Consider the following 22,329-nt stretch of genomic DNA (forward strand, 5'->3'; position numbering starts at 1 on the left):
AGCAGGAACAAAAACTGCAAGCGTTGATCTGGGGGCCGGATGGACGCCAATTAGCGACCGCTTCTTTGGTACGATTGGCGGTAGCCTCATCTGTGTGGAGCCATCAATGTCAGAAATCAATAAGGAGCGATTCATGTCGGATATCAAAACCGTTCTCGCAGACGCCGAAGACCTGTTGAAACAGGCCGCAAGCGCCACGGGCGAGCGTGCATCCGAGTTGCGCGAGACCGCTCTGACCCGCTTGAAGCAAGCGAAGGAGAAGGCTGCCGACGCACAAGTCGTGGTGATCGAAAAAGGCAAAAAAGCCGCTCGTGCAACCGACGACTTCGTTCACGAACGCCCGTGGGCATCAATCGGGATTGCTGCGGGTTTAGGCGTCGTCGTCGGTTTGTTGATCAATCGTCGCTAATCCTCACCCATCCCGGGGGCCGGGTTAGACCGTGGTCTTGCCGTAGTTTGTTATGCGGCGTGCCATTTGCTACGTATCCCGAGCTAACCTGGCCGGTGAAAACCGCGACCGCCGGGACCGCCGGAGTTTTTCTGACCGGCGTCGTTCTGATTAATAGACCGGCCGGCGCGGCTCCGCGACCCGGCCGGACACCCTTCGCGCCAAAAATAACGCGCTCCTCGCGCTCAAGCCATGACGACAGAAAGGCAATCTCAGCACGATACGCAAGGGCCGTTGCGCCGTATTGTCAGTTCCGTGTTCGCCATTTTCGAAACGCGCCTGGAACTGATTGGCATCGAGTTCGCTGAGGAAAAGGAGCGGCTGATCGGCGTACTCTTCCTCGGTCTTGCCGCCATGATGCTCACCATGATGGCGCTCATTACGCTCACGGTGCTGATCGCGATCGCGTTCTGGGATACTTACCGGTGGCAATCGCTCGCGGCTATCACGGTTGCGTATGCGCTGTTTGCGGTATTTTGCGCGGTTCGCGCGCGCGCCGAGCTGATCAATGCCCCTAACGTCTTCGACAGCACGCTCGCCGAGTTCAAGAAGGACCGCGACACGTTCAACTGATGTTCGCCAAGGGCTCACCTCATGGCGACGCCCGGGCAGTACGACAAAACAGTATTCATCGACGACTTTCCAAGAGCCCGCCACGCCATGAGTCACTTCGACGACACCTTCAAAGCTCAGAAGCGAGCAACCGCGCACAAGCTGAGCACGCCCCACATGCGCGCGTTGCGCAAGGAATTGCTGATCGCGCGGGCGGACGTCGAGCGCATGGAACTCGCACAGGCCAGCGCCGATCTGCGTTACAAGGTCTCGCATTTCAGCGTCCTTAGTTTGCTGATGCCGGGGCGCCGCAAGCGCGGCCGGGCGTCGGGTGGCAGCGGGTTCATGAGCCGGCTTGGCGGGCTGAGCGGCCTGTTCGGTGGCGGCGGTGGCCTGGGCCTGCTGCTCAAGCAATATCCCGTTGTGAGTTCTCTTGCTTCGCTGGTGCTCACGAAACCCGTACGCTCCCGCCTGATCGCGAGCGCGAAACCGATACTCAAGTGGGGCGGTCTGGGCTTGCTGGGTTGGGAGGCGTATAGGGTGTGGCAACAGATCAAGTCGAGTCCGGATGAACCGTTGACGCCCGACGTTGCCGTCGATCCGGACGCGTGAGCGGATAGCTCCTGGCGTTTGTTTCGTTCCTTCAATTCGCTCATTTTCCGCTCCAGCACGCCGCCACTTTGGGCGGCGTGAGTTTTTCCGCCGACCGATTTGACCTGACGCCCGTCGCGTCCAGCGAATAGATGCCGCACGCGTCGTTGGCGTCGACTGGCTGCGCTTCAATCGAATACCCGCCGTTCTGCTCCGACTCGCCGAGCATACGCAATACGTACACCGCCGTGCCCAACGCGTGCGCTTGATCGAAGCCAGGCGGCAGCTTGGCAGCCGCGTCATTGCTCGAAACCGTTCGTGCGCTCTCCACGTATTGAGCCGCGCGATAAAGCGCCGTCACCGCGTCCAGCCGATGCCCTCTTGCCACCTGTTCCCGATAAACCGGCATGGCGAATGTCGCGATGATCGCCGCTACGCCGAGCGTGATCATCAGTTCGAGCAGCGTGAAGCCCTTGTCTATCGTGGTCATGGCGACCCCTGTTGAAACGGCTTTGCGACAATGCGTCGCCAGTGCCGTACGACGCCGCTTTCACCCACCTCGATCTCCTGCTGTAACCACGACTCGTTATCCGCCATCCGGCCGAAACCGCGTGCGGTGATCAAAACAGCGCCGGCTTGATCGTTAGCCCGCGCCGGCCATGCTTCGATCAGGCATTGGGGCGGTCGTATCGTGTATGGCCACGAAGCAAACGGCATCACAGCACTCGCCGATGCACCTTCGAACGAAGCCTTCAGCCGCCATTTATTCGGTTCAGCGGCAAGCGGACCGGTAAGGCTTTTCAGCTCGGGCAGAGCGTCAAGCGCGATGCGGGTGCAGCGGATCAACGCGCTGTCGGCACTGTGAAACGCCTGCACGCGTTCACCCAGATTGGTTGTTGTTCGCGCGCTGACGAGCGCAGCCTCAAGCCATGCGGCGGCGGTGACCAGTAGCATTGACGACATCAGCAGGACGACCGGCAACGCAATACCCCGTGAGCGTCTACCTAAGCGGATACGTTTTTTCATGACGATGCCGCTCCTGGATTGTCCGATGTGTTTGTTACATTGCGCAGCGCGATGCGGCGCCGGAAAACTTGTCGGATGCGACCGTCCGCGGACACGACAGAGGCACCGTCGCAATCGATGTAACGCGGGCGAGCCGTCGCGCTCGGAGTGTCTCCTCGCACGAGCACACGCACGTCCACGGCGACGACCAGCGGCCAGCGGTCCCGCGAGATCGCCGCGGCGTCAACGGCGAACCATGTATCTTTCAGCCAATAGCCGAACTTGATCCGTTCGATCCCCTCGACCAGCGGCTGCCCGGTACCGGGCTTGCCGCTTCCTTCGCAATACAGCTCGGGCTCGACCGTGGACGAACTCGCCTTCGCGTAATAACGATTGACGATCCATTCACCCGCCGATATCTGCCCGAGACAGTCTGTCGGCAAGCCGGACGACGACGGCCACGTCGAGATGGTATCGGCGGCGTAGCGGACAACTATGCCGTCGGAACGGCTCGCGAGTGTCTCGCATACGGGCGCAGCGTCGCTACCGGTCGGGCGGCCTGGAGAGCATCCGAACAGCGGCGGGCTCTTATCTGCCTCGCCGGCGCCAGCCGGGACGAAACCCGCCATCTGCACTTGCTGGCCAATCAGGTCGAGGGCGGTGCTTGCTGCGTCGCGCAGGCGCGTTGTTTCCGTTGCATGGTTGTAGGCAAACCGTTGCCCCCGATACAGCGAAATAGTCGCGAGAACGATCAGCAAGCCGAGCGCCACCGAGATTGATAGTTCGAGCAGCGTATGGCCGTACTGCGTATGTCTGGAAGCGCTCATCGTGCGAACGCCACGGTCACGCAGGCGAGTGTTGCGCCCACGCCCGGCTCCGCACACATCGCTTCGCCGCCACTCAATGCCTGCGCTCGCCATTTCACGACCGCGATGTGCAAGCCGTCGCCACGGTCCAGCACGTCGACATCACCATCGGGCAAAAGCGCCGCAGCTCGCGTGCGCCATTGCGTCACGACCGGATCGCGATCGGAGTCGCCGCGGATTCCCTCTGCGACGGAATCCGCAATCGATGTGGCCAGCTCGCGCGCCGTCAACGAACGTTCGTTGCGAGCCAGCCACATTTGCGCGCCGATAATCCCGAGCGCCGTAATAGCCGTCAGTGACATCGCGATCAGGACTTCGATCAGTGAATCGCCCCGGCCAAGCCTATGCAATGAGCGTTTCACGTCGCCGCTCCGCACGCGCCTTGCGTCAACCGGGGCCAGCCGCCGGCCGCGAGCCGGATACAGCGGCGACCGCGCGCTCCAAGTGAAGCCAACGCGTTGTCGCGCGCACTGAAGTCGAAGCTGCGAAAGCCGCCGATCACCTGACCCGAGGGCGGCGTGAACGACAACTCGCTCCCCGTGCCGCCAATAGCAATGCCGCTCGCCGCCGGCTGCATTCTCAACAGCATGCGCACGCCGCCTCGATCGGCGAAGAGCGCCCATCCGATGACCAGTCCGTCAAGCCGCCGTCGCAGGCCTTGCTCGCCGCAAGACACGCATGTGCGGCATCGATCCGGCACAAGGTCACGCGCGCGCCGCGCCGGATTGCTTCCGAGCGCGCCAGCGTGAGGGTGAACATCATCATGCGCGCCCGTGCATCGATCTGATCGCGCTTATGCCAAACGACAACGGACGGCGTAGCGAACGTGGCAACGACAGCGATCACTGCAAGCACGACCGCGAGCTCGACCAGCGTGAAGCCTGACAAACATCGGAAATTCATCTGCATCCCTTATCGGTTGAGCTGGGCCAACGCTCAATCTAAAGAGAATTTTCGATGTCCGCCATTAGCCGATCGGTCGAGTATCGGACGTGCGAAAGCTTCGACATACTATCGAAACGATCACCGGGTTCAAGCGAGAAGGGGAAGGAAATGCAGAAACGCTCAGCGTTTGCGGGGACTGGATTTGCGCGGCGCGGCGCGCCGGAATTCCTCGAGCACGTCTTCGAATTCGGACACGTCCTCAAAGCGTTTGTAGACCGATGCAAAACGCACGTAGGCAATGGTGTCCAACTGGCGCAGCTCGTTCATCACGAGTTCGCCGAGACGGTCGCTGCGAACTTCGCGTTCGCCGCTGCCAAGCAACTGGTATTCGATCCGTGCAACGGCGGCGTCAATGGCGTCTGCCGCAACCGGACGCTTGCGCAGCGCCAGTTGCATGCTCGCCACAATCTTCGCGCGATCAAACTCGGTGCGGCTGCCATCCTTCTTGACGACAGATGGCAACGCGAGTTCCACGCGCTCATAGGTGGTGAAACGCTTGTCGCAGGCGGGGCAACGCCGCCGCCGGCGAATCGCCGCCCCATCTTCCGACACGCGCGAATCCGCCACTTGCGTGTCCTCGTGCCGGCAGAAGGGGCAGCGCATGGCTTAGCCGTAGACCGGGAATTGCTTGGTCAACACGGCGACCTTCGCGCGCACGCGCTCGAGGTTGGCTTCGTCTTCCGGCGCATCCAGCACGTCGGCAATCAGGTTGCCCACCTGCTCGGCTTCAGCCACGCCGAAACCGCGCGTGGTCATGGCCGGCGAGCCGAGACGCACGCCGCTGGTGACGAACGGCTTTTCCGGATCGTTCGGAATCGCGTTCTTGTTCACCGTGATATGAGCCTTGCCGAGTGCGGCTTCCGCTGCCTTGCCGGTGATGTGCTTGGCGCGCAGGTCAACCAGCATCACGTGGCTCTCAGTACGGCCCGAGACAATCCGCAAGCCGCGCTTTACCAGCGTTTCAGCCAGCACGCGTGCGTTGTCCGCGACCTGTTGCTGATAAACCTTGAATTCCGGCGACAACGCTTCCTTGAACGCAACAGCCTTACCGGCGATCACGTGCATGAGCGGACCACCTTGAATGCCCGGGAAAATGGCCGAGTTGATTTGCTTTTCGAACTCGGCTTTCATCAGGATCACGCCGCCGCGCGGGCCGCGCAGGCTCTTGTGGGTCGTGGTCGTGACGAAGTCCGCGAACGGCACCGGGTTCGGATAAACACCGGCCGCGATCAGGCCGGCGTAATGCGCCATGTCGACCATGAAATACGCGCCGACGCTCTTGGCGATCTTCGACAACCGCTCGAAATCGATCTTCAGTGCGAACGCCGACGCACCCGCCACGATCAGCTTCGGCTTGTGCGCTTTAGCAAGCTCTTCGGTCTTGTCGTAGTCAATATCTTCGGCTTCGTTCAGGCCGTAGCTGACCACGTTGAACCACTTGCCCGACATGTTCACCGGCGAGCCGTGCGTGAGGTGGCCGCCTTCGGCCAGGCTCATGCCCATGATGGTGTCGCCGGGTTTAAGCATGGCGAAGAACACGCCCTGATTGGCTTGCGAGCCGGAATTCGGCTGCACGTTGGCGGCTTCAGCGCCAAACAGCTGCTTCACGCGGTCGATCGCCAGTTGCTCGACAATATCGACGTACTCGCAGCCGCCGTAATAGCGCTTGCCCGGGTAGCCTTCCGCGTATTTATTCGTGAGTTGCGAGCCTTGAGCGGCCATGACAGCCGGGCTCGTGTAGTTTTCCGACGCGATCAGCTCGATGTGATCTTCCTGCCGGCAGTTTTCCTGCTCGATCGCCGCAAACAATTCCGGATCGACTTGGGCGATGGTACTTTGGGCTTTATCAAACATACGTTTTCCGTTGAATGGGTGCCAGTTGACCGGATCGCGCGTGCACATGTGCACTGCGCCACAAGAGCGCGAAGCACGATAGGTCCCAAGCGAGGCGGAAGAGAGAAGCTCCGTTTACGCGAGACGGACAGCCACCGGCAACGCAACGAGCGCGTGCGGATCTCAGCTGCCCAGGCGAACGGCAAAACGACACCCTGCGCTTCCCGGTGGGTTAATCCACCTTGGATCCGAAGATCCTTGTCGCCAGTTACGCAGGGCTGGAGCGCCCTAGTTTAATGGGCCGCCTGAGAATAGGCAACTGCCGGAAAACGGCTTAAACAGGTGCTTTCAAGGCCATAAAGTACCGCCGGCCTGTGCGTGCAAGCATCGACCGGGAGCTAAAATTGCCGGGCGGGAGCAGAATTTGCGCTACTTGGCAGATCTTGTCTGGTCGAATTGAATTATTCACTGACATAAAACTGACAACTTGCCGCGTCGCAGCAATGGAAGTACGCTGTCCGGCTTTGCCGCAAGCGCCCGGGCGCCGCCCCGCGAAACCCCTTTCTGCAACCTGACAAGCAACATTACAACCGGAACCCGCACATGATCGTATTTGTCACTGGCGCTTCCGCCGGCTTCGGCGCAGCCATTGCCCGCACGTTTGTAAAAGGCGGCCATCGCGTGATTGCAACCGCACGCCGTAAAGACCGCCTGCTGGCGCTGTCGCAAGAACTCGGCGACGCGCTGCTGCCCGTCGAACTCGACGTTCGCGACGAATCAGCGATCAAAGCGGCTATCGCGGCGCTCCCGGACGCTTTTTCGCAGATCGACGTGCTCGTCAACAATGCCGGCCTGGCGCTCGGCCTGGAACCGGCACAGCGTGCGAGTCTCGACGACTGGAACAACATGATCGATACCAACTGCAAGGGTCTCGTCACCGTCACGCACGCGTTATTGCCTGGCATGGTCGAACGCAATCGCGGGCACGTATTCAATCTGAGTTCGGTCGCAGCCACGTATCCCTACGCGGGCGGCAACGTTTATGGCGCGACCAAGGCGTTCGTACGCCAGTTCAGCCTGAACCTGCGCGCGGATCTGATCGGCACGGCGTTGCGCGTAACCGACATAGAACCGGGCCTGTGCGGCGGTACTGAATTCTCGAACGTTCGCTTCAAAGGTGACGACTCGAAGGCCTCGAATGTTTATAAGGACATGCAGCCGCTGACCCCCGAGGACATTGCCGACTCCATCTACTGGATCGCCACGCGTCCGGCGCACGTGAATATCAACACCATCGAGTTGATGCCGGTCGCGCAGTCGTTCTCGCCGTTGACCGTGTATCGCGGCTGATCCAGGCCAGTGATTACGCCAGGCGTCCCGCCGATAGTTGCCGGAAAGCAGCGGCCGGCAGCACGATTCGACGGACGGTTTGCGGCTTCCGGTAAAATGCGCGGATGAACATGTCTACCAGCGAGCCTCAGCAGGCGAACGGCCTCTTGACCTTCGATTGGCCGCTCCGGGTCTATTACGAAGACACCGACGCTGGCGGCATCGTCTTCTACGCGAACTACCTGAAGTTTTTCGAGCGGGCGCGCACTGAATGGCTGCGCGCGTGCGGCATCGACCAGCGTGTACTGGCCGAGTCGGACGGCGTATTGTTCGTCGTCAAGCGCACGGCGCTGGAATACTCGGCGCCCGCGCGGCTTGATGACCTCATTCATGTAGTGAGCCGGATCGAGCGTATTGGCCGGGCGTCGGTGGATTTCCACCAGGAAGCGTGGCGGGACGGCGTCTTGCTGGCTTCCGGCGACATCAAGGTAGCGTCGGTCAGTCTCGGCGCCATCCGTCCGGTCGGGATCCCCGCAGCGGTTCTCAACGGATTACGCCGCGGACCGCAAAAAACTGTGTCAAGCAACGCGTCAACCATGGTGATGCCAGCACCGTTTAAATCATCTTGTTCAGAAAAACCCATGTAGACAAAGATCCTTTGACTCCATCAGGATCTGAACCGAACTGAATCGAGCCGGCGTGCCATCGGGCATGCAGGCACAGAAGTACCGAGCATGTGCTGGCAGGGCCTTTCCACGCTTTCAGTTGCTTGTCGAAAGCCTGACAATTCCCGGTTAGTGCACTTCGGACGCCCCTTTGGGACGTAACAGCGGACTTTTATGAACACTACACAAGACCTGTCGATCATTTCTCTCGTCATCCATGCCAGCCTGTTGGCGCAGGCCGTCATGGCGCTGTTGCTGATACTGTCGTTGTTGTCGTGGACTTACATCATTCGCAAGTGGTTTGCCATTCGGCGCGCACGGATTCAGACCGAACGCTTCGAACGCGATTTCTGGTCGGGCGGCGACCTGCAGGCGCTTTATCAAAGCGCGGCCAACAACCGCCATACCATCGGTGCGCTGGAACGGATCTTCGAATCGGGCATGCGTGAGTTCCTGAAGGGTAAGGAACGCCGCATGAACGATCCGGCGGCCACTCTCGACGGCTCCCGCCGCGCGATGCGCGCCGCGTTCCAGCGTGAAATGGATGTGCTCGAAGTGAACCTCGCGTTTCTCGCGTCGGTGGGTTCGGTCAGTCCGTATATTGGTTTGTTCGGCACGGTCTGGGGGATCATGAATTCGTTCCGCGGCTTGGCTAACGTACAGCAGGCAACACTTGCGAACGTGGCGCCGGGTATTGCCGAGGCGCTTGTGGCGACGGCAATCGGCCTGTTCGCGGCGATTCCGGCAGTGGTGGCGTACAACCGCTACGCACACGATATCGACCGCCTCGCCATCCGCTTCGAAACGTTTATCGAAGAGTTCTCGAACATCTTGCAGCGTCAGGCTCACTAAGGAGTTCAGAATGGCCGGAGGTCCAATGCGTTCCAGCATGCGCGGCAGTTCACGGCGCGCCATGTCCGACATCAACGTCGTGCCGTACATCGACGTGATGCTCGTGCTGCTCGTCATTTTCATGGTGACTGCCCCGCTCGTCTCGCCTTCCATCATCAACCTGCCAACGGTCGGCAATGCGGCGCCGCAGGAGCAAACGCCCCCGGTCGTGGTCAATATCAAGGCCGACGGCAGCATGACTGTGCGCTACAAGGACGACGGCGGCGCCTCGCAACAGCAGAGCATGACGGAGAGTGACCTCAAGACCTTCGTGCTGAATCGGCAGGAATCGCATCCCGACCAGCCCGTCGTGATTGCCGCCGACAAGACCGTGAAATATGAAGTCGTCATGAACGTGATGTCCGATATGAAGGCGCGGGGCGTCAAACGAGTAGGATTGTTAGTCAAATCGCAATGATGAATCAGCAGCCCAGCGGGCACCCTGGCGCGCGGACCAGCGCGCGCCCCATCCGTCCGCCGCGTGAACGCGGGACATGGAAGGCGTTCGCGCTGGCCGCGCTGATGCATGTGTTGCTTGGCATCCTCCTGTATCACGGCGTCAACTGGCAGAACAACACCCCGGCGGGCGCCGAGGCGGAGTTGTGGACCGATATCCCGGATCTGTCGGCGCCCACGCCCCGCGCTGTTCCGCCGCCCGCGCCGCCAATCAAGGTGCAGCCCGCGCCGCCGCCGGCCAAGGATGAGGAAGCGGACATCGCATTGCAGGAAAAGAAACGTAAGCAACAGGAAGCGGTGGCGCGCGCCGCGCAACTCGCTGAACAGCAGCGTGCGCAACAACTGGCCGATCAGGAGGCCGAGGCCAAGCGCCAGCAGCAGCTCGCGGCACAACAAGCCGCGCAACAAGCTGCTTTAGCGGCGCAAAAAGCGGCTCAGGACAAGCAGAAACAGGCCGATAAGCAAAAGCAGCTCGCTCAGCAAAAGCTCGAGCAGCAGAAAATGCAGCAGGCTAAAGAGAAGGAAGCTGACGCAGCGAAAGCCGCGGAACAGCAGAAGGAAGCCGAAACGAAGGCGCAGGAACAGGCAGACGCCAAGGCCAAGGCTCAGGCGGATGCCAAGGCGAAAGCCAAGGCCCAGGCCGACGCACAGGCGAAGGCCAAGCTTGATAAGGAACGTAGCGCCCGGCTCGCAGCTTTGCAGGGTCAGGCTGGTGGCGGCACGAGCTCCAGCGGCGAAGGACTGGCCAAGAGCGGCACCGGCAGCGGCGCGGGTGGAACGGCGACTTCGTCGGGATACGCGGAGAAGGTCCAACGGCGCGTGCGTCCGAACATTGTGTGGGCGGGGGAAACGGCGGGACTTGAGACCGTGGTCTCGGTACGCGTTTCGCCGGCGACGGGCACGCTGTTGTCGTCGTCGATCCAACGTTCGAGCGGCAACGAACAGTGGGATCAGGCTGCGCTCCGTGCTGTTCAGCGCTCGGATCCGATGCCTTTGGACACGAACGGCCAGGCGCCCAGCACGTTTACGATCACATTGCGTCCGGCGGGCGGTTGAACGGACATGGTAAAACGACGGTGCACAATAAGCCCTGATGGGAACGAATTGTGCATTCGGTGGTCTGTTGTGCAGCCGCCGGTAGTTTAAAAATCGCTTTTTCTGGAATCAGATACATGAGTTTGATGACGAAGCTTGGCCTGAAAACGCTTGTTGCATCCTGCCTGATCGCCGCGGGTACCGCCGCACACGCGCAGTTGAATGTGCTCGTGACAGGCGTGGGTTCTACCCAATTTCCCATTGCCACCGCCACGTTTGCCAACGAAGCGAATTCGCCGCAGCAGATTAGCGCGATCGTCCGTCAGGATCTCGCGCGCAGCGGCAAGTTTACGAATATCGATGCGGGCGCCACGCCAGTGTCGGAAACGGATTCCGTCGATCTTGGCAGCTGGAAAGCGAAAGGCGCGGACGCGTTTGTCTCCGGCAGCGTGAATCGCCTGCCGAACGGCCAGTACGAAGTGCGCTTCCGCCTCTACGACACAGTCAAGCAGCAAAGCCTGGGCGGCCTGTCGCTCGTCAGCCCGGAAAGCGGTCTGCGGATGAGCGCACACAAGGTCGCGGACTATATCTACGCAAAATTGCTGGGCGATCGTGGCGTTTTCGCGACGCGCCTCTCGTACGTGATCAAGACCGGCGGCCGCTACCAGTTGCAGATTTCGGACTCCGATGGTCAGGACGCGCGCATTGCGCTGTCGAGCCCCGAGCCGATCATCTCGCCGGCGTGGTCGCCTGACGGCACCAAGGTCGCGTACGTCTCGTTCGAAAAGAAAAAACCTGTTGTTTATATCCACGACCTGCCGACAGGCAAGCGTGTGATCGTATCGAATCAGAAAGGCAATAACAGTGCACCGGCGTGGTCGCCGGACGGCCGCAAGCTTGCGGTCGCCCTGTCGACTACCGGCAACACGCAGATTTTCCAGGTGAACGCGGACGGTAGCGGTTTGCGTCGCCTGACACTCGGCAGCTCGATTGACACCGAGCCGGCTTACTCTCCCGATGGCAACACGATTTATTTCACGAGCGACCGCGGCGGCCAGCCTCAGATCTACAAGATGTCGGCGAATGGCGAAAGCGCCGGCCAGGCACAGCGCGTCACATTCACGGGTAACTACAATACAAGCCCGCGAGTGAGCCCGGACGGCAAGCAGATTGCGTACATTTCGCGTGTTGGCGGCGGCTTCAAGTTGTATTTGCTGGACCTCGCGTCCGGCACGGCGACTGGCCTGACCGACACCACGAATGACGAATCGCCCAGTTTTGCGGCGAATGGTCAGTACATCCTCTACGCCACCCAGGTGAGCGGGCGTGGCGTGTTGGCGGCTGTGTCGACCGATGGTCGTACGCGGCAAGTCTTGTCGCTTCAGGGGGGCAGCGTACGCGAGCCGTCCTGGGGTCCGTTCATGCAATAAACCTCACGCAATAACTTAAGCAGCAACACACAAGGAGAGTAACCATGATGTCTAAAATTCGTATCGGCTTTGCAGTGGCGATGGTCGGTGCATTGGCCGCATGTCATTCAGGCGTGAAGCTTGATGAAGGTGCAAACAAAGGCGCGATCGGCACGCAACCCGACGCGAACGCAGTTCAACAGGTCAATGTCGATCCGCTGAACGATCCGAACAGCCCGCTCGCCAAGCGCAGCATTTACTTCGACTTTGACAGCTACGCTGTTCGTGACGACTATCAGCCGCTGCTGCAACAACACGCGCAGTATCTGAAGAGCCATCCGGAACGTCACGTGCTCATCCAGGGCAACACCGACGAACGCGGCACGAGCGAGTACAACCTGGCGCTGGGCCAGAAGCGTGCTGAAGCTGTGCGTCGCGCCATGTCGCTGCTGGGCGTGGCCGACTCGCAGATGGAAGCCGTGAGCCTGGGCAAGGAAAAGCCGCAGGCAACCGGGCATGACGAGTCGTCGTGGGCGCAGAATCGCCGCGCTGACCTCGCTTATCAACAGTAACGTAACCAGTCACGGGTGAGTCGCCGTATGTTGTATCGCTTCCCTTCGCTACGCGCGGTCGCAGTTGCTTGTTTGTTAGGTTCGGCCGTGGTCGGCGGGTCAGCGCACGCGGCGTTGTTCGACGACAATGAAGCGCGTAAAGCCGTGCTCGATTTGCGCACGAAAACGGACAGTCTGGCTAGCCAGCTGTCCGCCGCTCAGCGCACGATCCTCGATCAATCGAATCGTCTCGACCAGTTGAATCAGCAGGTCGCTACGCTTCGAGGCCAGAACGAGGACCTGGCCAACCAATTGACGACGCTGCAAAAGCAGCAAAAGGACTACTACGCCGACCTCGATGGCCGGTTGAAGAAGTTCGAACCGCAGCAGCAGACGGTGGATGGCGTGCAAGGCACGGTGCAGCCCGGCGAGACTGAGTCGTTCAACGCGGCGTCGACGCAGTTCCGTAACGGCGACTTCAAGAACGCTGCTGCGTCATTCAAGACGTTTGTCGCCAAGTATCCGGACAGTCCGTACCAGCCCACCGCGCAATATTGGCTGGGCAATGCGCTGTATGCTCTGCGTGATTACAAGGGATCAACCGCGACCTGGCAAAATCTGGTGACGAAATATCCAACGCATCCGCGAGCGCCCGACGCGCTGCTCGCAATCGCGAACAACCAGATCGAACAAGGTCAGAAAGCCGCTGCGAAAAAGACGCTGGATCAGGTCATCTCGCAGTACGGTGGAACGGAAGCCGCTCAGTCGGCTGAAACCAAGATGTCGCAGGTGAAGTAAGCGAAACTGGTCTTCGCGCCTCTCGTTGAAAGAGCCCGTAGCGTAGTTGCTGCGGGCTTTTTCTTTGGTTTTTCTTCGTTCCGCCTTCGTTCCATGATACGGAGCATTTTTACGCTCCGTTGACAACTTGCAGTCCATGTGACTATAATTTCGGCTCTTTGGGTCGTTAGCTCAGCTGGTAGAGCAGCGGACTTTTAATCCGTTGGTCACAGGTTCGAATCCCGTACGGCCTACCAAAGATATTAATGGCTTACATGCGCATGCATGTAAGCCATTTTCTTTTTCGGGCTCTGATTCCGCGTCGCGCGCCTTTTATAAACACAAGACACAACGCAAAAAGAAGCGCCTCGGTCCGTGGCCTAAAACTTATGCATCATCGCCACGCGATACACCATCTGGTTGCCGCCCGAAGCGGCCGCTGCCGATGCCGGCGTTTGCGCAAAGTCGATCCTGGTTCCCGTATCCGAATTCACGTGCTGGTAGGCGCCCTGGATATAAAGTGACGTCCGCTTGCTGAGATCGTAATCGAGCATGAGTGCGATCTGATTCCAGGTCGGCGACGATCGGCCGAGAGTCGATACCAGACTCGTGCGGGTGAAAACGTACGACGCGCCCAGCCATAAGTCGGGCCGAAAATAATACTGACCGTTCAAATCGAAGTTGTCGAACTTCCACGACTTCCACACGCCACCGGCCGGCTGAAAGTTCGCTCCAGCCGACAGATAGGCGCTGGCGGTCGGATCGTATACGTCCGTATGCGAGTACGCGAACGCCACCGATGCCCGATCGAATTTATAGGCGACACCCGCGTCGATGTGCTGCTCGGAGGCGTCGTTGAACAACGCGTCGCCAGCGATCGCGCCGCCCGTGTTGGACGCGCTGCCGGCGTTATCGGCCTTGACGTAGCCCACGGCGACGGTCAGGCCGCCCGTTTGATACTGACCAGCCGCGCTATACATCCGGTTATTTGCGAACCCGCCCGCCGCGTTGCTGAACGCGTACATGGCCTCGCCGGTCAAGCCGCGATAGGTTGGCGATACGTATTTAACGGCGTTGTTGAAACGCGTATCCCAATCCGCGTTGTCGTTGTCGAACGGATGCGACGCGACATCGCCCGCCCATCCGCCTACGCCCGTGAGTCCGCTCCACAGATCCTGAGTCGGGTCGTACTGGCATCCCAGCGTAATCGTGCCGAATCGGTCCGAGGAGAGGCCGACGTAAGCCTGACGCCCGAATTCGCGGCCACCATTGCTCAGGCCACCGGAGTTCACATTGAAGCCATTTTCCAATCTGAATACCGCTTTGATGCCGCCACCCAGATCCTCGGTGCCACGCAGCCCCCAACGGCTGCCGACCGTATCGCCGCTGACCATCTGATAACCCGAATGGCCGCCAGCGTTACTGGTGTAGTTAAACCCCTCATCGATAAGGCCGTAAAGCGTGACACTGCTTTGAGCGTGCGCGGCACTGGCGAGCAAGAGCAAAGGCGCCACCGCACCTAGTACAACATCCCGTAAATATGTTTAATAATTATCTGGCTGCAAATAGGGCGCCAGGAGCGTGACGACCAATTGAGCCATCTCGTCGAGCGGCCCTGAGCCCGGCAAAGGTTCCCATCTCCCGCTATGGCTGCGAAAGGCTGCACCATAAAGGTTGCGGCCGAGTTCGGTCAGGCGAGCCACAACAATCGGATCCTGATCGTCCAGACGTTTGATTAGCAGGTGACGCCCGTAGGCTTGCGTAACGATCCGATCATGGCCCAACAGGGCGCGCAATTGACGCTGTAGTTCTGAAACGTAGTGTTTGGTGGGTAAGGCGGCCATGACGGTCCCTCGATTACGATGTGCCGGTTTGCAACGGATAGCCCCGGAAACTCCATTTGAAGGGGTGCGCTGTCTGATTGCGCTCGCGGATAAACTGCTCGGTGCGCTCGCGCAGATGCGCAGTGCTGGTGTGGCTGGCATGGCGAAGCACACGGCGGGTGTAGAGGGCAAACCATAGTTCGATCTGATTGACCCAGCTCGCGTGCAAAGGGGTGAAGTGGAAGTGAAACCGCTTACCGTGCCTCGCGTTGAATGCCTGCCACACGGCTTGGGCGCGATGCGTATTCAGATTATCCCAGATGACATGCATCTGTTTGCCAGGGTACGCGTGCGCCACGCTCTCCATGAAGGCCACCAGATCGTCCTGCGTGCGCCGTTCGCGGCAGCTGCCCAGCACCTGTCCAGTATGAACATCGAGCGCGGCAATCAACGCCTGGGTGCCATGACGGATATATTCAAACTCACGACGACGCAGCCGTCGCGGCCCGGGCGCGCGTCCCGGATGCTTGCGCTCGATGGCCTGAATGCCGGTTTTCTCGTCGATACTCAGCACGACCGCGTTCCTGGGGGCGCGGCGATACAGTTTGCAAATCACGTTGACCTTCTCGCGAAAGGCCGGATCCGGACTGTGAAGCCATTGTTGGACCCGGTGCGGGCGAATGTCGCCGGCCTGCAAAATACGCTGTACATGGCTGCGGCTGATTTGCCCGACAATGCCACGCTCCACGGCACGCACCACAATCTCGTCAAGCGTCGGTGTGACCCGTCCCTCAGCTTCCTGCGCTTCACACGCCAGCGCGATCAACTGCAGTCGCGTTTGCTGCGTGATGCGCGCAGGACGACCACTGCGCTCACCTTCTCGAATTCCTTGCACACCTTGCCGCGCAATGCGCTTGCGCCACAGGCAGACCGTTTGCACGGACACGCCCAGTTCCTGCGCAATCGCTGTATTCGAGTGGCCCTCATGAGCCAATAACGCGAGGCGCGCACGCATCACATCTCGCTGAGGGGCAGTCTTGCGCCTGATCAGCGATAACAGTTCCTGTCTTTCTTTCTTCGCCAGCTTCACTGGCGTTGCATGACGGCCTTGGCTCATCCTGCCATGATAAACGAGGCCGTTAAATATTAAACTTATTTACGGGATGTTGTACTAATTTGGTTTTATTCATGATTGTTCACGCTAGTAGATTGAGGAATACGTCGACCCGATTGAAACGGCACTACGATTGAAAGCGTCATTACGATCAGTGATCCGAACTACCTGGCTCACTACTTGTTCACTGGCGGCGACTCATTTAGCGCGTCACGTCAGATCCGGTTTTCGACCAGGTCTTTGATTTTCTGCACCACGTCCGCTCGAACTTCCACGCCTTCATTCAATGACGCCCGTCGCGCGAGTAACGCCCGGTCTCCCGGCTTACGCGCACCGGACTGGCCGTCTATTGCGCCGGTGAGGCGCTGGAGGCGTGACGCGATCTGCGCGCCGCCGGTGGCGCAAGGATCGATAGCAATAAAGAACTGCCCGGTTTTGGGCGGTCCACCGTTCGGCCCACTGAAAGGCGACGCGTCGATTCCCAACGTGGCGCCCGTCAGAAGCGCGGCAAAAACTTCGACGATCAGGCCGGCACCAAAACCTTTGTAACCTCCCGACGGCAGCATGGTGCCTTTCAAGCCCGCCTCGGGATCGTCGGTCGGTTGGCCCGCGGCATCCAGCGCCCAGCCGACGGGAATGGATCGGCCCGCGCGTGCGTGCTTGATGAGTTCGGATTTGGCAACCACACTCGAGCTTTGATCGATGAGCAACGCGCAGCCGCCCTGCCCATCGGGAACACCCAATGCCATTGGATTGGTGCCGACGACAGCTTTATTGCCACCGAACGGCGCGATCGAAGCGGGCGCGTTGGTGAAGCACAAAGCCAGCAGACCCGCCGATGCGATTCGCTCCGCGTGGTAGCCCAGCACACCGGCATTGTAGGAATTCTTGACGGCGAGACAGGCGATACCACCGGCACGCGCAGCGTCGACGAGCAGGTTGAAGCCTGCGGAAATCGCCGGATGGGCGAATCCCGTCGCCGCATCGACGGTGATGACGCCGCCCGCGGCCAACACTGTTGGCTTCGCCCGCCCATCCACCTTCCCGCAAGCGACGTGCTCGAGATAAGTCGGCAAATAGGCGAGTCCGTGGCTCGCTATGCCGTCTCTTTCCGCGGCCATGATGGCGTGGGCCAGCGGTGCCGCATTCTCAGCACTGGTTCCGCCCGACACCAGAGCGTCATGGGCAAACGTTTCCAGCTCTTCGAGGGTAAAGCGCGTCATGTGGTCAGTCATTGTCGGTGGCTCCCGCACCTGCGTTGTGTCTGGAACTTTCCGTGGCCGGCACGACGGTACGCATGCTGAATGCGCCCAATCCGTTCCATACTTCGTCCGAAAGCGAACGCCCGGTCTCGATCCCGACCGCGCTGTCCGCCGCATCCAGACCTATTCCCGTGACGTCGAGTGCGGTCGCATGCGCATCCACATCCGCATACGCGTGCTCATGCTTCGCGCTTCCCCTACCGACGACGACACGCCCGGCCTCATCGATGTCAACCTCGGCCTCGTTCCATGTAACTCGCAACGGAGTCCGCGCCATCAATGCCGCCCGCATGGCAAAGCCCACGACGATCAGAGGATGCGTGATCGAACGGGCAAAACTCCCAGCATCCCCGCCCGCAGCGAAAAGCGCCGCCCGATCGAGAAGATCGATGCCCGCTGAAATCGGGCACAGGGGTTCATCGCGCCCAGCGCGATCCTGAGTCGCTTCCCGTGCTGTCAAATACGCGAACAAAGCCTCGGGCCCCGCGAGACCGCCTTCCACGAGCTGTCGGATAGCGACACCGACGTCGTCCGCCACGCCCCACGAAAAGCCCGCTCCGCGGGTCGCCTTTGCCGCCAGCGACTCGATCTCGGATCGCGAGTAACGCGTCAATGACGACAGAGCGCCGGCGTTTTCAGTGTCACGACCATTGCCCGTTGCCAGCTCATCGGGAAACGGCAGCCCTTGAAACAGATTGATCCGCACCCACAGATCGGACCGCGGATCGAAGCGACTCGCGCCAAAGAAGGCCAGCTTGCATCGGAGCAAATCGATCGGCAGCATGCCGGCGTCGACAAGATTGTCCTGAACTTCCGAATAGGGATACCGAGCCGCGATCTGCGCCCGTCGAACCATCAACCGATGCTCGGGACAGGCAGCAAGAAACGCAGCGACCGTGTCGTCGCCTCGCCAACCATCCAGGTCTCGTTGCATCGCATGGCAGGCCGGCGCCGACGCCAACGGCAGCTCGCGACTCGCCCCCTCCTCCGTTTCGCGATAACCCAATCGCGGCTCCAGTTTTTCCGCGGACACGTACCAGAACTTCGCCTCGGCGTCGCGCGACGTCATGTCCATGTCGAGTGCCCAGCGGAAGTTCTCCATGAAATCCCGCTTGAAATCGCTCAAGCGCTGCTGCCCCGCGATTGAAAATGTCGCCGACTCCTCCGCGCTCATGTGTGATGCCAGATCGTCGACCAGATCGCCGTGCACCTCGAGCATGAGCGCGACGAGCGCCTCCTGCCCTTCGAGCGAAAGGGACTGCTCGCCCCACTGCCAAAGCGCGTTCCAGGGATACGCGATGTCGATCGACCACGACAGTTCGACGAATCGGTCGAGGGCGGCCAGATCGGCGCGCAGATCGGCAAGCCGATGCTTCTGCACAGCGTGATCGCTTAACCAGAAACCGGCATTCAAACGCGCTTCCTGCAGCGTCTCAATGAAGCGACTGCGCGACCGCTCATCGGTGGTTGGCTGAGCGCGGACTCTGGCGAGCGCGTCCTCTCGCGCGGCAATCCAGTTGTTGAGCAACACGGGATGGCGGACGATGAAAGGCGCCATGCCCAGTCCCGTCGAATTGCCGACGCCAAGCCGACGTCTGACGGCGCGATCGAGCGGTACTGCTGTCGCGCCACCGCGCATCGTCGCCATGTGCTCGGCAATGTCGACCGTAAAAGCACGAATCAGCCACACCGTCAGCATCTCGGCCTGGAACGGTGCGCTCAATTCAGGACGCTCGCTAATCCCGGCCCGATCCGCCGCGCCGAATTTCCCTGAGCCATAGACCGCTGTCGTGCGCATCAGGTAACCCACCGCATCGATTTCGGCGAGTTCAGGCTGTTGCCCTGTGGCGAGGCGCGACACGACATGCTCGAATAGCCGCACCGAACGATTGGCCCGACTCAACGTGAGTTCGCGGCTGCTGATGCGCCCCGCTTCCTGGAGCGGCACATTCGCCGCGAGGCGGTCCAGATCCGCCGCGCCGGGCACGCCATCGAACAGGGTAAAGGTGGCGTCCCACGCCGTTGCGATGACCCGATCGGAACGCTGCTCGGGCGGCAGGTCGTGGGAGAAAGCAACGAGCGAATAACTCCGCTCGGGCCCGCTCACACGATAGACAGCACGACCAACACCCGTTGCATCCACGTCCCATGAGGCGCGCGTGAAGCACCAGCGCTCGGCCTCGACACGGCGTAGCAACGTGCGCAGAAACGACAGCCTCGTGGGATGCGAGCAGCCGAGGCGTGCCAGACGCATCACCGTCTCTGCCGGCCGGCGGAAACGCGCGAGGTCGCAGGGCGCAGCCGATTGTGATGACCTCATTCACGCCCCCTCGGGCCCGAAGTTACGCTCGAAAAAGCGCAACCAGTTGCCGCCCATGATGCCCGCGACCTCTTCGCCCGACATCCCGAACTCGCGCAGACCTTGGGCGATGTTCTGAAAATCGCGGTTGTCGTTGAACCAGACCGGCATCGCGGGAAAACCCGGCGCAGCGGCATTGCCTTCGCCGTAATCGATTTTCTTGGTCCAGCGACCGCAGCGCATCCATTCGACGACGCTATCCGGCTGGTCCTGACACAGATCGGTCCCGATCGCCACCTGGCTTGCACCCATCAGGTCGACGGCGCGCGCGATCATCGAGCAATAACTTTCCAGCGTGCACGACGATCCACCGGCGAGGTGATGCGGATAGGTCGACACGCCCAGCAACCCGTCGTGTGCGGCTAGCGCCTTCAACACGGTATCGGACTTGTTGCGCTTCGCTCGATGCCAGCAAGCGGGATTCGCGTGACTGATCACGATGGGACGCGTGGAGTAGTCGATCGTCTCGAGGGTGGACCTCTCCGCCGAGTGACTCATGTCCACCACCATGCCCACCCGGTTCATCTCGGCAACGACTTCGCGCCCCATTCGAGTCAAACCGGCGTCTTCCGACTCGTAGCAACCGGTCGCCAGCAACGACTGGTTGTTATACGTCAGTTGCATGAATCTCAGACCGAGAGTGTGCAATACCTCGATCAGGCCGATGTCGTCTTCCATGCAACTCGCGTTTTGCGAGCCGAAGAAGACGGCGGTCCGTCCCGTGCTTTTTGCCAGCAACACATCGGCTGCCGTGCGGCCGTGCAGGATCAGGTCGGGATAGCGTTCGAACAGCAGATTCCACGCACGGATATTCGCCACCGTCTCGCGGAAATTCTCGTGATAAGTAATGGTCACGTGAACGGCGTCGACCCCCCCCGCGCGCATTTCACGAAAGATTTTTTCCGACCAGTTCCCATACTGCATGCCGTCGATCGTCACGTTCATTCCGGGCTCCCGTCTGCGACATAACAGGTCTTCACGGAGGTGTAGAACTCCGCCGCGTACGTACCCTGTTCCCGTGAGCCATACGAAGACGCTCCTCTTCCACCGAACGGCACGTGATAATCCGTGCCGGCCGTCGCGAGATTGACCATCACGCATCCCGCGCGCGCACTCGCCCGGAAGTGATTGGCACGCGCCAGGCTTCGCGTGACGATGCCTGCCGTCAGTCCAAACGGCGTGTCGTTGGCGATCGCCAATGCCTCGTCATAACCGCTCGCCTTGATGACACAGGTAACCGGTCCGAACATTTCTTCCTGATTGATCCGCATCGCGTTGCGGGTTCCCGACAACACCGCCGGCGCCATGAAATAGCCTTGGGTCCGGCGCTCCAGCAACTCGCCGCCGCAGACCAGCTCCGCGCCCTCCGACCGGCCGAGCTCGATGTAGTCGAGGTTCTGCTGGAGTTGACGGGCGCTGACAACGGGACCTATCTGTGTGGTGTCGTCGAGAGCGTGTCCCACTTTCAGCGCACACGTGGCAATCGAGAGCTTGTCGACGAACGCATCGTGTATCGCCTCGTGCACGACGAGACGCGACGCGGCGGTGCATTTTTGTCCCGTCCCGCCGAACGCCGCCTGAACCGCCAGGCTGACGGCAAGAGCGAGATCCGCGTCATCCATGACGACCAGGGGATTCTTCGACCCCATCTCCATTTGCATCTTCGTCATGTTCTGGATGGCCAGGCTCGCGATGTCGCGCCCTACCGGAGCCGAACCGGTGAAACTCACCGCGTCGATTTCTGGACTACTGACCAGATCGCGCCCGATTGAAGAACCCGCGCCCATCACCAGGCTAAAAAGTCCGCTCGGGATATCCTGCCGCACGATGATTTCCGTCAACGCCACGGCGCTCGCCGGTGTGAGATCCGCCGGCTTCCAGATGACTGCGTTACCGAACGCCAGAGCCGGCGCGATCTTCCACGCAGGCGTCGCGACCGGAAAATTCCACGGAGAGATCACCGCGACGACACCGACCGGTTCGCGGCGCACATCGACGCTGATGCCGGACCTCACGCTTTCGACCGAGTCGCCGGTCAGTCGCAGAGCCTCTGCCGCAAACCAGGTAAAGAACTGTCCGGCCCGATAGACTTCGCCCTTCCCTTCCGCAAGGGTCTTACCTTCTTCGCGAGCGACGAGCGTCCCGATTTCCGCGGACCGCGACATCAGTTCGTTGCCGATCGCCATCAACACGTCATGGCGCTTCTGAATCCCCGCGGACCACCACGCCCGCTGCGCGCTTCTCGCTGCCGCGATGGCCTCTTCCAGCATCGCCGGGACGGCATGCGAAAACACACCGATCAGGTCCGACGTGTCCGAAGGATTACGGTTCTCGTTTTTCTCGAGGCCACGGTCCCAACGACCGGCCACATACACTCGTGTTTCCAGCACAGCATCCTCCTTAAAATGGCGAAGCAGA

At 60.7% G+C, this 22,329-nt stretch carries 26 protein-coding genes, 1 tRNA gene and 1 riboswitch; of the genes, 12 read left to right on the top strand and 15 right to left on the bottom strand.

Features of this window, described 5'->3' with window-relative positions; all coding sequences use genetic code 11:
• Window positions 1–106 precede the first annotated feature (106 nt).
• The 3 genes from ACSQ36_RS16115 (at window position 107) to ACSQ36_RS16125 (ending at window position 1,612) form a co-directional block, all read left to right on the top strand.
• Entirely contained in the window at window positions 107–409 is a 303-nt protein-coding gene (locus ACSQ36_RS16115) for a DUF883 family protein (RefSeq protein WP_047845181.1), read from the top strand.
• Window positions 410–640: 231 nt separating this feature from the next.
• Window positions 641–1,021 carry a phage holin family protein gene (locus ACSQ36_RS16120; protein ID WP_436182656.1) on the top strand — a complete coding sequence of 127 codons (381 nt, stop codon included), beginning with the start codon at window positions 641–643 and terminating at the stop codon, window positions 1,019–1,021.
• 87 nt (window positions 1,022–1,108) lie between these two features.
• Window positions 1,109–1,612 carry a DUF3318 domain-containing protein gene (locus ACSQ36_RS16125; protein ID WP_436183201.1) on the top strand — a complete coding sequence of 168 codons (504 nt, stop codon included), beginning with the start codon at window positions 1,109–1,111 and terminating at the stop codon, window positions 1,610–1,612.
• A 40-nt stretch (window positions 1,613–1,652) separates the two neighbouring features.
• On the opposite strand, the gene ACSQ36_RS16130 is transcribed toward ACSQ36_RS16125, so the two are convergent.
• The 8 genes from ACSQ36_RS16130 to glyA all read right to left on the bottom strand — a co-directional run bounded on the left by ACSQ36_RS16130 (window position 1,653) and on the right by glyA (window position 6,261).
• Window positions 1,653–2,081 (bottom strand): type IV pilin protein, encoded by a 429-nt coding sequence (locus ACSQ36_RS16130; RefSeq protein ID WP_436182657.1) that lies wholly within the window; start codon window positions 2,079–2,081, stop codon window positions 1,653–1,655.
• Window positions 2,078–2,617 (bottom strand): pilus assembly PilX family protein, encoded by a 540-nt coding sequence (locus ACSQ36_RS16135; protein WP_436182658.1) that lies wholly within the window; start codon window positions 2,615–2,617, stop codon window positions 2,078–2,080. The genes ACSQ36_RS16130 and ACSQ36_RS16135 overlap by 4 nt, the downstream gene beginning before the upstream one ends.
• Window positions 2,614–3,423, bottom strand: coding sequence for a PilW family protein (locus tag ACSQ36_RS16140; RefSeq protein ID WP_436182659.1), 810 nt, complete (start codon window positions 3,421–3,423; stop codon window positions 2,614–2,616). The genes ACSQ36_RS16135 and ACSQ36_RS16140 overlap by 4 nt, the downstream gene beginning before the upstream one ends.
• The gene (locus ACSQ36_RS16145; RefSeq protein WP_436182660.1) at window positions 3,420–3,824 is read right to left on the bottom strand and encodes a type IV pilus modification PilV family protein; all 405 of its coding nucleotides are present in this window, start codon (window positions 3,822–3,824) and stop codon (window positions 3,420–3,422) included. The genes ACSQ36_RS16140 and ACSQ36_RS16145 overlap by 4 nt, the downstream gene beginning before the upstream one ends.
• Window positions 3,821–4,051 (bottom strand): hypothetical protein, encoded by a 231-nt coding sequence (locus tag ACSQ36_RS16150; RefSeq protein WP_436182661.1) that lies wholly within the window; start codon window positions 4,049–4,051, stop codon window positions 3,821–3,823. The genes ACSQ36_RS16145 and ACSQ36_RS16150 overlap by 4 nt, the downstream gene beginning before the upstream one ends.
• On the bottom strand, window positions 4,042–4,365 hold the full coding sequence (locus tag ACSQ36_RS16155; protein WP_436182662.1) for a pilus assembly FimT family protein: 324 nt from the start codon (window positions 4,363–4,365) through the stop codon (window positions 4,042–4,044). The genes ACSQ36_RS16150 and ACSQ36_RS16155 overlap by 10 nt, the downstream gene beginning before the upstream one ends.
• Window positions 4,366–4,527: 162 nt before the next feature.
• Window positions 4,528–5,010: a transcriptional regulator NrdR gene (gene nrdR, locus ACSQ36_RS16160; RefSeq protein WP_047845188.1), complete on the bottom strand. Its 483-nt coding sequence runs from the start codon at window positions 5,008–5,010 to the stop codon at window positions 4,528–4,530.
• A gap of 3 nt (window positions 5,011–5,013) precedes the next feature.
• On the bottom strand, window positions 5,014–6,261 hold the full coding sequence (glyA, locus tag ACSQ36_RS16165; RefSeq protein WP_436182663.1) for a serine hydroxymethyltransferase: 1,248 nt from the start codon (window positions 6,259–6,261) through the stop codon (window positions 5,014–5,016).
• Between the two features lie 161 nt (window positions 6,262–6,422).
• Window positions 6,423–6,522: riboswitch (ZMP/ZTP riboswitch) on the bottom strand.
• 321 nt (window positions 6,523–6,843) lie between these two features.
• On the opposite strand from glyA, the gene ydfG reads away from it, so the two are divergent.
• The 9 genes from ydfG to ACSQ36_RS16210 all read left to right on the top strand — a co-directional run bounded on the left by ydfG (window position 6,844) and on the right by ACSQ36_RS16210 (window position 13,610).
• Window positions 6,844–7,590, top strand: coding sequence for a bifunctional NADP-dependent 3-hydroxy acid dehydrogenase/3-hydroxypropionate dehydrogenase YdfG (ydfG, locus tag ACSQ36_RS16170; RefSeq protein WP_213767219.1), 747 nt, complete (start codon window positions 6,844–6,846; stop codon window positions 7,588–7,590).
• A 110-nt stretch (window positions 7,591–7,700) separates the two neighbouring features.
• Window positions 7,701–8,216: a tol-pal system-associated acyl-CoA thioesterase gene (ybgC, locus tag ACSQ36_RS16175; protein ID WP_436182664.1), complete on the top strand. Its 516-nt coding sequence runs from the start codon at window positions 7,701–7,703 to the stop codon at window positions 8,214–8,216.
• Window positions 8,217–8,408: 192 nt separating this feature from the next.
• Window positions 8,409–9,086, top strand: coding sequence for a protein TolQ (gene tolQ / locus ACSQ36_RS16180; RefSeq protein ID WP_213767217.1), 678 nt, complete (start codon window positions 8,409–8,411; stop codon window positions 9,084–9,086).
• Between the two features lie 10 nt (window positions 9,087–9,096).
• Window positions 9,097–9,543: a protein TolR gene (gene tolR, locus ACSQ36_RS16185; protein WP_213767216.1), complete on the top strand. Its 447-nt coding sequence runs from the start codon at window positions 9,097–9,099 to the stop codon at window positions 9,541–9,543.
• The gene (tolA, locus tag ACSQ36_RS16190) at window positions 9,543–10,637 is read left to right on the top strand and encodes a cell envelope integrity protein TolA (RefSeq protein ID WP_436183202.1); all 1,095 of its coding nucleotides are present in this window, start codon (window positions 9,543–9,545) and stop codon (window positions 10,635–10,637) included. The genes tolR and tolA overlap by 1 nt, the downstream gene beginning before the upstream one ends.
• Window positions 10,638–10,753: 116 nt before the next feature.
• Entirely contained in the window at window positions 10,754–12,046 is a 1,293-nt protein-coding gene (tolB, locus tag ACSQ36_RS16195; protein ID WP_158936052.1) for a Tol-Pal system beta propeller repeat protein TolB, read from the top strand.
• 44 nt (window positions 12,047–12,090) lie between these two features.
• Window positions 12,091–12,597 carry a peptidoglycan-associated lipoprotein Pal gene (pal, locus tag ACSQ36_RS16200; protein WP_436182665.1) on the top strand — a complete coding sequence of 169 codons (507 nt, stop codon included), beginning with the start codon at window positions 12,091–12,093 and terminating at the stop codon, window positions 12,595–12,597.
• Window positions 12,598–12,624: 27 nt separating this feature from the next.
• On the top strand, window positions 12,625–13,374 hold the full coding sequence (ybgF, locus tag ACSQ36_RS16205) for a tol-pal system protein YbgF (protein WP_213767215.1): 750 nt from the start codon (window positions 12,625–12,627) through the stop codon (window positions 13,372–13,374).
• A gap of 160 nt (window positions 13,375–13,534) precedes the next feature.
• Window positions 13,535–13,610: transfer RNA gene (locus ACSQ36_RS16210), tRNA-Lys, on the top strand.
• A gap of 123 nt (window positions 13,611–13,733) precedes the next feature.
• Here the strand turns inward: ACSQ36_RS16210 and ACSQ36_RS16215 are convergent.
• From ACSQ36_RS16215 to ACSQ36_RS16245, 7 genes are all read right to left on the bottom strand, one after another.
• Window positions 13,734–14,867, bottom strand: coding sequence for a porin (locus ACSQ36_RS16215; RefSeq protein ID WP_436182666.1), 1,134 nt, complete (start codon window positions 14,865–14,867; stop codon window positions 13,734–13,736).
• Window positions 14,868–14,897: 30 nt separating this feature from the next.
• Window positions 14,898–15,197: a hypothetical protein gene (locus ACSQ36_RS16220; RefSeq protein ID WP_436182667.1), complete on the bottom strand. Its 300-nt coding sequence runs from the start codon at window positions 15,195–15,197 to the stop codon at window positions 14,898–14,900.
• Between the two features lie 13 nt (window positions 15,198–15,210).
• A complete protein-coding gene (locus ACSQ36_RS16225) occupies window positions 15,211–16,293 on the bottom strand; it encodes an IS630 family transposase (RefSeq protein ID WP_436182668.1) in 1,083 nt (360 codons plus the stop codon).
• A 212-nt stretch (window positions 16,294–16,505) separates the two neighbouring features.
• A complete protein-coding gene (locus ACSQ36_RS16230) occupies window positions 16,506–17,525 on the bottom strand; it encodes an Ldh family oxidoreductase (protein WP_436182669.1) in 1,020 nt (339 codons plus the stop codon).
• Window positions 17,518–19,872, bottom strand: coding sequence for a DUF3726 domain-containing protein (locus ACSQ36_RS16235; RefSeq protein ID WP_436182670.1), 2,355 nt, complete (start codon window positions 19,870–19,872; stop codon window positions 17,518–17,520). The genes ACSQ36_RS16230 and ACSQ36_RS16235 overlap by 8 nt, the downstream gene beginning before the upstream one ends.
• Entirely contained in the window at window positions 19,873–20,856 is a 984-nt protein-coding gene (locus ACSQ36_RS16240) for a membrane dipeptidase (protein WP_436182671.1), read from the bottom strand. It lies immediately after the preceding gene.
• A complete protein-coding gene (locus ACSQ36_RS16245) occupies window positions 20,853–22,301 on the bottom strand; it encodes an aldehyde dehydrogenase family protein (RefSeq protein WP_436182672.1) in 1,449 nt (482 codons plus the stop codon). The genes ACSQ36_RS16240 and ACSQ36_RS16245 overlap by 4 nt, the downstream gene beginning before the upstream one ends.
• Window positions 22,302–22,329 lie beyond the last annotated feature (28 nt).

Origin of the sequence: Caballeronia sp. LjRoot34 (genome assembly GCF_964253815.1) — a bacterium.
GTDB lineage: Bacteria > Pseudomonadota > Gammaproteobacteria > Burkholderiales > Burkholderiaceae > Caballeronia.